Annotated in this window: 8 protein-coding genes; all 8 read right to left on the bottom strand. The window is 72.1% G+C overall.

Translation table 11 applies throughout. The annotated features are described in order from the left end of the window. Nucleotides 1-1,015 (bottom strand): secretin N-terminal domain-containing protein (locus tag IMZ29_RS21905; protein ID WP_305852528.1); only part of this gene is annotated, 1,015 nt, incomplete at its 3' end. Between the two features lie 6 nt (nt 1,016-1,021). Beyond that, nucleotides 1,022-1,783 (bottom strand): type II secretion system protein N, encoded by a 762-nt coding sequence (gene gspN, locus IMZ29_RS21900; protein WP_216188326.1) that lies wholly within the window; start codon nt 1,781-1,783, stop codon nt 1,022-1,024. Further along, entirely contained in the window at nt 1,783-2,376 is a 594-nt protein-coding gene (locus IMZ29_RS21895) for a type II secretion system protein M (RefSeq protein WP_216188324.1), read from the bottom strand. Before IMZ29_RS21895 ends, gspN begins: the two co-directional genes overlap by 1 nt. Further along, entirely contained in the window at nt 2,373-3,671 is a 1,299-nt protein-coding gene (gene gspL, locus IMZ29_RS21890) for a type II secretion system protein GspL (RefSeq protein ID WP_371820392.1), read from the bottom strand. The genes IMZ29_RS21895 and gspL overlap by 4 nt, the downstream gene beginning before the upstream one ends. Nucleotide 3,672: 1 nt before the next feature. Further along, nucleotides 3,673-4,560 carry a type II secretion system minor pseudopilin GspK gene (gene gspK, locus IMZ29_RS21885; RefSeq protein ID WP_216188320.1) on the bottom strand — a complete coding sequence of 296 codons (888 nt, stop codon included), beginning with the start codon at nt 4,558-4,560 and terminating at the stop codon, nt 3,673-3,675. 79 nt (nt 4,561-4,639) lie between these two features. Continuing rightward, entirely contained in the window at nt 4,640-5,848 is a 1,209-nt protein-coding gene (gspI, locus tag IMZ29_RS21880) for a type II secretion system minor pseudopilin GspI (RefSeq protein ID WP_253207375.1), read from the bottom strand. Further along, on the bottom strand, nt 5,835-6,380 hold the full coding sequence (gene gspH / locus IMZ29_RS21875; RefSeq protein ID WP_216188316.1) for a type II secretion system minor pseudopilin GspH: 546 nt from the start codon (nt 6,378-6,380) through the stop codon (nt 5,835-5,837). Before gspH ends, gspI begins: the two co-directional genes overlap by 14 nt. 16 nt (nt 6,381-6,396) lie before the next feature. Beyond that, nucleotides 6,397-6,843, bottom strand: a complete 447-nt coding sequence (gene gspG / locus IMZ29_RS21870) for a type II secretion system major pseudopilin GspG (RefSeq protein WP_371820391.1) — start codon at nt 6,841-6,843, stop codon at nt 6,397-6,399. Nucleotides 6,844-7,130 lie beyond the last annotated feature (287 nt).

The raw sequence follows: 7,130 nt of genomic DNA, 5'->3' as shown, positions 1-7,130 counted from the left end.
CGCCCCCGGAGCCGCCGCCGTTGATGCCGCCGCCGCCCAGGCCGCCCGCGTTCGAGAGCCCGCCTTGATCACCGCCGCCGCCTTGCGATTGGCCCGTGAGCAGCCCGCGCAGCGTCTCTGCCAGGCGCACGGCCTCGGCATTGCGCAGCGTCACCACGTGCATGGTGGAGGCGCCGGATTCGGGTGTGTCCAGCTGGGCGATGAGATCGCGCGCGAGCTGGGTACGGGCCGGGCTGCCGGCACGGATCATGAGCGTGTTCGAGCGCGCGTCGGCCACCACGGCGATGCGCTGCGTCGGATCCGTGGCGCCCGTATCGAGCAGGCGCGTGATCTGCGGCGCGAGGTCGGCGGCCACGCCGTAGCGCAAGTTCACCACGGCCGTGTCGGTCGAGCCCGGGTTGTCGATGGAGCGGATCACCTGCGCGATGCGGTTCAGGTTGCTCGCGTAATCGGTCACCACCAGCGTGTTGTTGCCGGGGTAGGCGTTGATCGGATTGTTCGGCGCGATCATGGGACGCAGCACGGGCACCAGGTTCGCGGCGTTCTCGTGGCGCAGCGTGAAGACGCGCGTGACGAGCTGGTCGCCGCCGAAAGCCGCGGGCGGCGCGCTGGTGCCGGTGGCCACGGCGCTGCCCTGCAGCTTGGCGTCCGCCTCGGGCACCACCTTGGAGAGGCCGTCGGCCTCGACCACGGCAAAGCCCTGCATCCGCAGGGCGCCCAGCAGCATGCGGTGCGCCACGTCGCGGTTCACCGGCTGCTCGGAGACCAGCGTCAGCTGGCCCTTCACACGCGGATCGATGAGAAAGTTCTTGCCGGTGAAGTGGCCAAGCGCGCGTACGACGGCGTCCAGGTCGGCCTCGACGAAGTTGAGGATGACGTCATCCGGGTTGCGCACGGCGGCATTGCCGGCGCCTTGGGCAAAGGCTGGCACCGGCGGCAGGGCCACGGGCAGGGCGGCTGCCAGGGCCAGGGTAAGCGGGCGGATGCAGCGCGGAAAGCGGCGAAAAGTCGTCATGGCAATCTAGCGGCCGATCTGAAGAAGAGTGTCGTTGCCCGAGCGGCGCCCGATGGCCGAGAGCATGGCCTGCAGGCCTGCCACGGTGGCATCGGAAGCGTCGGGGGCGGGGCTGGCCACGCCCGAGAAGCGCAGGCCGCCTTGCGGCGTGAACGTGCCGTCGCCGCGCAACTGCAGCGGTCCGTTCAGGGTGGTGAGCGAAAGATGCGCTGCGCCGTCGCGACCGGTGAGCGCGGCCCGATAGTCGCCCAGCGGGCGCACCATCGACAGCGCCGAGCCGGCCTGGCGCCAATCCAGCGTCAGGAGCTCGCCGGCGGGGGCGGCGCCACCGTAGGGCAGACGCAGGCCTGGCCAGCGCAGGGCGAGCTGGCCGGCAGGCTTCAAGGTGTTGAGCGGGGCGCCCACGGCCGCGAGCACCTGGGCGGGCAGCCGCAGGCCACAGGGGCTGATGCCGAGGCTCGTGAAGCCAGGACGCAGGCCGAGGGTGCAATCGAGCCAGGGGTGTTCGAGTTGCAGGCGTACGCCATCGGCCCAGCCGGCGCGCCAGCGCACGGGCTGCGGCAGGGTGGTGCGTGCACCGGGCGGGCCCAGGGCGACCAGCGCGGTGCCGTTCCAGACGGTGCCCGCGGCATCCACGATGGCCACCGGCCAGTGTTGGGGCAATGCCCGCATCAGCCAGCGGGCGGGCAGCACGGCAAGGGCCGTGACAAGCACGATGAGGCCCAGTCCGAGCCCCAGCGCCATACGACGAACGAGTCGCGCGCGCATCACGAGGCCTCCGGGGCGGCAGGCGCCAGGCTCACGGCGCCAGAGACGACGCCAGCGCGCGGTCGGCCATCGTCACCCACCGGGCGATCGAGCTCGACGGTGACGGGCTGCATGCGCAGCGCGAAGGGCAGATCCTGCAGCCAGCGCATCAGCGGCTCGATGGGCGCGGCGCTGACCTCGGCCGTCCAGGTGTTTGCGTCTGCCGCCGTGAGCGTGACGACCTCCGCCAGCCCCGCACGGCGCAGGCTGTCGGCAAGTTCCGTCGGCATGTCGCCCGTTGCCTGGCCCTGGGCCGCTGCGCCTTGCAGCGTGCGGGCCTCGGCGATCAGGGCATCCACTTGGGCGGCCTGGGCGCGCAGGGCGGGCAGGCCCGTGCCCAGTCGCGTCACGGTCTGCCAAGCCGGCTCGATGCCGAGCGTCCAGATCAGTGCGATGGCGGCAATGGCGCCGGCCCAGGACACGAGCCGACGCTCGCGGGGCGCGAGCCGCTGCCAGTGCCGGGTCGCCTGGGCGCGCGTCTGCGTCCACCAGGCGGGCGTGGCCGGACGGCGCAGGCGCTCACGCCAGCCGGGGCGAGTCGTGGTGTCGTTCATGGGGCGCTCCGCGCGCGTTCAGACAGGCGCTGCGCCGTGGCGGCGCTGGGCTGCACGCGCACGCCGCCCGCGTCGGCTGACGTGCTGCCATCGTTCTGACGGCGCAGGATCCATGCACCGTCTCGCTGATCGACCTGAAGGCCAAGCCCGCGTGCGCGGGTCGCGATGGCCGGGTCCAGCGCACCACCCCCCGCGGCGGCGTTGTCGATGAGCCGCAGGCTCAGGGTGTCGTCGGCGTAGGCGAGGCTCGCCACGTTGTTCGCGCTCATGGGCAGCAGTTGGGAGGCGGCCAGGGCCAGGGGCAGGAAATCCGTGTCTGTCACGCTGCCCGTGCCAGCGAGCAATGCGTCGCGCTGCTGCGTGGCCTGGCGCAAGGGATCGAGCACCACGGGCAGCGCGGGGAACGCGGCGCGTACTTCGCTGGCCATGCGCTGGCGCAGGGCCGAGGCTTCCTGCTCCAGTCGCAGGGCATACACGTTCAGGCCGACCGTCCACACCGCCACGGCGGCAGCCACCCAGGCGAGCGGCCGACGCCACGGCGAGCGTTGCAGCCGCGCCGGGCGCAGGGCCGGCACGGCGAGCGACCACGTGGGCAGGGGGGCGCTCCAGCGGGCAGCATCCGGCAGCACTGTCGTGGGGGGCAAGCCGCGTCCTTCGAAGACGGCGTTCCAGCCGGTGGGCACGGCATCGACCCAGGCGGCCTCCGCTTCCGGGTGACGCATCCACAGCACGCGCAGAAAGGCCTGGACGCTGGGATCGGTGGCGTCTTGCGGGCCCAGCGGGTCGAGCGCCAGCGCCTGGCCCGTGTCGCGTCCGGTGCGGCACAGAAGAAAGCCGTCGTGCAGCATGAGGGTGATGCCGCCCTCGGCGTGCAGGGGCAGGGCAAGGGGGGCGGGCACGAGGGCGTCGACCGGCAGGCCGGCGTCGGCCAGCAGGCTCCAGGCCTGAGCGATACGGCCTCGCTGCGCCCAGGCCACGGGGCTCGCGCCGTCGCTGCCGCGCGGGCCATGCGCCAGGACGAGTTCATCGACGTCGCCCAGCACGAGAGGCTCGACGGCGCCGCGAGGGCCGCCTGCATGCGATGCGCGGGCAGGGGCGGCAAGGCCGCCTGGGCGAGGGTGGCGTCCGCCGGGTGCAGGATGGCCACCACGGGCATGACCGGCAGCGTCGCGGCCAGGCCGGCCAGCGGAAGCTCCCCGCTGCGCACGAGCTTGCCGCCGTCGAGCAGCGCAAACGGCAGCGGCGTATGGGCGGCCAGCGCTTCCAGACGGGGCAGTTGCAGGCGAAGGACGGATTTCAATGCGATTCTCGGATCCAGACGATTTCCGGACTGGCGGCGTTGCCCCGGTGAACGAGTGCCGTGGTGCCGATGACAGCGCGCTCGAACGTGATCGCGCCTTTTACCAAAAACCAGTGACTGTTAACTACGAAGGCGTCGCTCGTCAACTCTTGATACTCCGGGCCCAGGCGATTGATGAAGTCCGCCGCGTCGTTGAACCAGGCGCCACGGTCGCGCTGCGCCGTGAGCGCGCGCGCGGCGCCTAGCGAGAGGTTTGGGACCGTGGCGGCGATCACCTCCGGCAAGGCCGTGTTGACGTTGAGGCGCGTGGCCTCGGGCAGCACCACCGCCACGGCACGCAAGGCCTCGATCAGCTGGGGCGTCACGCCCTCGACGTCGGCGACGTGATCCACGTCCGTGAGCATGGGCGTGAGCGCCGGGCGCACGGGGTCCGCCCGTGGGTTGGGCTGGGCGAGCGCGATGCGCTGGGCGATGCGCAAGGCCGGCCCAGGAGGCTGGCCGCGCAGGGTCAGCAGACGTTCCAGTCGCTGCACGGCCAGCACGTCCGGCTCGCCATCCACGGCAAGGTTGGTCAGGTTGAATCTGGCCTGAGCGTCGTCGATGCCGCCCGAGAACACGGCGACGCGATCGTCGTCGCCTTGGGTCAGACGGGTTTCTTCGACGGGCACGGCCCAGAGCTGGTCCGGCCGCGTCACGGCAAAGCGCCGGCCGTCGGCCGCCAGCACGGCGCGCGACCAGTCCAGGCCGGCGAGGATGAGCTGGCGGGCCTGGCTGCGCGACAGAGCATTCTCCACGGCGCGCACGTCGTTGGCCTGGCGTTGCAGGAGCCCGGTGACGAGCATCGTGGCCACCATGACCACCAGCAGCGCCGTGATGACGGCCATGCCGCGTGTCTGCCCACGTCGCGGCGCATGCGGCAGGCGGCGGGCGGGGCGCGCCCGGCGATAGCGAGCGAGCGGTGGCTCATCGGAACACCGCCACGCGTCGGTAGGTCGCGGCGCGTGCGGGGGCATCGCGCGTGATCGTCACGTCCAGGCCGGTGATGGGCGCAGTGGTGCCGGGCGGCGGCGGCAGCGTCTGCCAGCCAGTTTGATCGAGCCAACCGCGCACCACGAAACTGGAGACGGCGTCCATGACCGCGACCGTGGCCTCGGGCGGCGGCAGCGGATACGTGCGGCTGGGCACGCCGACCGCGCGATAGAGCACGTCGTTCTCGCGCCACCAGGCCACGCGCTGCCAGGCGCCGGATTGCGTGGCGTCTTCGCGCACGATCTCCAGGCGGGCGGAGCCGGGAGGGCCTTGCGTGGCTTGGATGCCGATGGCCAGGGGGAGGGATTGCCGCGGGAGCGCAGGCGGCTGGCCAGAGCGCGTCGCGGTTTCAGGTTGTGGGACGGTGCGGTCGCCGCCGCCATCCGGGTTCGGCAAGGGCGGCACGGGCGGGGCAACGCGGGCGGCAAGCACCGTATCCGGCGCACGTAGCGCGAGATCCCGCTCCAGCTGCCCGAGCATGCGCATCAGGCGGTCTGTCTCATCGGCGTCCTGTGCCAGCCGCTCCCGCAGGTTGACGATGCCTTCCAGGCCGCGCCACGCAATCAGGCTGAGCACCGCCATCAGCGTGATGGCGACGAGAAGTTCGATGAGCGTGAAGCCTCGGGCGGATCGGCGAGTGCGGACTGTCCCGCGCCCCGCCGCAAGACCCTGCCTCGGACGCGTCGTGTCGTCTGCCAGATCCCACGCCAAACCGCGCGCCGGCCGCGGGCGCCTGCCCGGCCCGCGCCGTGCCCCCCGTGGCAGCCGGCTCAGCAAGCCCCCCACGCTGGTGATGACCCCACCGTTCTCGCCGCCCTCGCGCACGCGCACCGTCACTTCGCGAAAGCCGGCGTTCACGGACGTGCGAAACACCTGCTCGCAGCGCAGCACGTAGCCGCCGTGCGAACAGTCCACCTCGATCCGGCCCGGCGCGGGGAACTCGCGGGCCAGGCGCAGTTCGGCCAGGCGGTTTTCTGCCGCGGCGATCGCCATCGCGCGCATGCGCAGCCCGGCATCCGTGCCGGCCACCACGCCGGCCGCGCGCACGGCAGCCGCCAGGGCCACCGCCACGATGGCAAGCGCCACGAGCACTTCGACGAGGGTGAAGCCGCGCGCACGGCGCGGGCGGCTACTCGAGCGCATAGCGGCCTGTCGCATCGCGCACGATCACGGCGCGCCCCTGGTCGCCGCTCAGTTCCACCCGCAGGGGCGGCGCCATCCATTCGGCCGTGAAGACGAGCGGGCCGGCCGGCTCGACACGCACCGCCACCGGCGGCGAGTGCCAGGGCCGGGGGCGCAACTGGGCATCGCCATCGAAGCGCTCCCAGGGCGCGTCCGCCGCCGTCGTGGGTAGCGGCTCACCCGGCACGCGCGTGCGCACGCGCCGCTCGAAGCGATAGCCGTCGGCATCAGCGCGCCAAGTGATGGGGCGGCCATCGGCATGGACTTCGCTCTGGGCAAGCCGAAAGAGTTCCACCAGCCGTTGCGCATCGGCCTGCACGTCGCGGCCGCGCGAGGGAAAGGCGGTGAGCGTGGCCGCACCGGCCAGGATGCCGATGATGGCCACGACCACCATCAGTTCGATCAGCGTGAAACCGGCTGCGCGGCGTGCGCGGGCGCCGCGCGTGCGCAGGCCCGGCCTCTGGCCGTGTCGCGACGCCGGCACCGCGAACATCAATGCGCGACGCCTGTCACAGCGTCCAGGAGCCGATGTCGGCGTCCGCGCCTTCACCGCCGGGCTGGCCGTCGGCACCCAGGGAGAAGACATCCACGTCGCCATGCACGCCGGGGTTCAGATACTGGTAAGGTGCGCCCCACGGGTCCGCGGGCAGGCGCTCCAGATTCTGGCGCCAGTTGGGCGGCGCGGGATCCGGACGGGTCGTCAGCGCATTCAGGCCTTGCGCCGTGGTCGGATAGCGACCATTGTCCAGGCGGTAGAGCTTCAACGCCTGCATGATCGTGGCGATGTCCTGGCGGGCCGCGACGGCGCGGGCCTGATCCGGACGATCCAGAAGGCGCGGCACGACGAGCGCGGCCAGGATCCCCATGATGACCACGACCACCATGATCTCGATCAGGGTGAAGCCGCGCTGGCGGCGACGGCGGGCGCGGGCGAGTGAGGGCGATGCGGTAAACACGTAGAGCGGCTCCCGGCGCCGGCAGGAGGGCGCCACGTCGACACAGGTAGTTTTCCGGAAGCGAAAGATGAACCGCGCTTCACGAAACGACACAAAAGCTTCGTATCCTAATACAGTTGTGTCACAGAAATGTTGCACCCGGCGTACGGGTTGGGCGGGAAAACGGGATGAATCTGAACGGGGCGGCCGCGGCGCGCGGCCTTGTGCAAGCGTTGGGCATGGTGGCGGTGGCTGCGGGCATCGGCGTGTGGGGCGCCATCCTCCTGGCGCCGCGGCCGGGCGTGCCG

This window comes from Verticiella alkaliphila (assembly GCF_018904615.1).
Classification (GTDB): domain Bacteria; phylum Pseudomonadota; class Gammaproteobacteria; order Burkholderiales; family Burkholderiaceae_B; genus Verticiella; species Verticiella alkaliphila.
This window is presented reverse-complemented; position numbering and strand designations above follow the sequence as displayed.

Coding starts and splice junctions, on each gene's coding strand:
- IMZ29_RS21895 (WP_216188324.1), bottom strand. CDS start 2,376: ATGAACGACACCACGACTCGCCCCGGCTGGCGTGAGCGCCTGCGCCGT.
- gspI (WP_253207375.1), bottom strand. CDS start 5,848: ATGCGCTCGAGTAGCCGCCCGCGCCGTGCGCGCGGCTTCACCCTCGTC.
- gspK (WP_216188320.1), bottom strand. CDS start 4,560: ATGGCCGTCATCACGGCGCTGCTGGTGGTCATGGTGGCCACGATGCTC.
- gspN (WP_216188326.1), bottom strand. CDS start 1,783: ATGCGCGCGCGACTCGTTCGTCGTATGGCGCTGGGGCTCGGACTGGGC.
- gspH (WP_216188316.1), bottom strand. CDS start 6,380: ATGTTCGCGGTGCCGGCGTCGCGACACGGCCAGAGGCCGGGCCTGCGC.